Genomic DNA, 434 nt, shown 5'->3' with positions numbered 1-434 from the left:
GCTCGCCATCGAGTTTCTCGATCAGCGGGTGGCTCGGGTTGAATTCGAAGATCGGCTTCGAATCCGGGACTTTCTGCCCGCTGGCTTCGAGGATCTGGCGCATTTGCAGGCCCAGGTCCTGTTCGCCGATGGCCAGAATGGCCGGCGAATCGGTCAGACGATGGGATACGCGGACTTCAGCCACGGAATCACCCAGCGCAGTTTTCAGACGCTCGACCAGGCCTTCTTTGGACTTGGCAACTTCTTCTGCGGCTTTCTTGTCCTCTTCCGAGTCCAGATTGCCCAGATCGAGGTCACCGCGCGCCACGTCGACAAACGTCTTGCCGTCGAATTCGCTGAGGTAGCTCATCAGCCACTCGTCGATGCGATCGGTCAGCAGCAGCACTTCGATGCCTTTCTTGCGGAAGACTTCCAGGTGCGGGCTGTTCTTGACC

At 58.8% G+C, this 434-nt stretch carries 1 pseudogene; it reads right to left on the bottom strand.

The window, feature by feature from the left end:
* Nucleotides 1-434: pseudogene (locus J5M71_RS28750) on the bottom strand (molecular chaperone HtpG); the annotation flags it as partial.

The sequence above is a fragment of the Pseudomonas sp. 43(2021) genome (assembly GCF_017490805.1).
Lineage (GTDB): Bacteria > Pseudomonadota > Gammaproteobacteria > Pseudomonadales > Pseudomonadaceae > Aquipseudomonas.
This window is presented reverse-complemented; position numbering and strand designations above follow the sequence as displayed.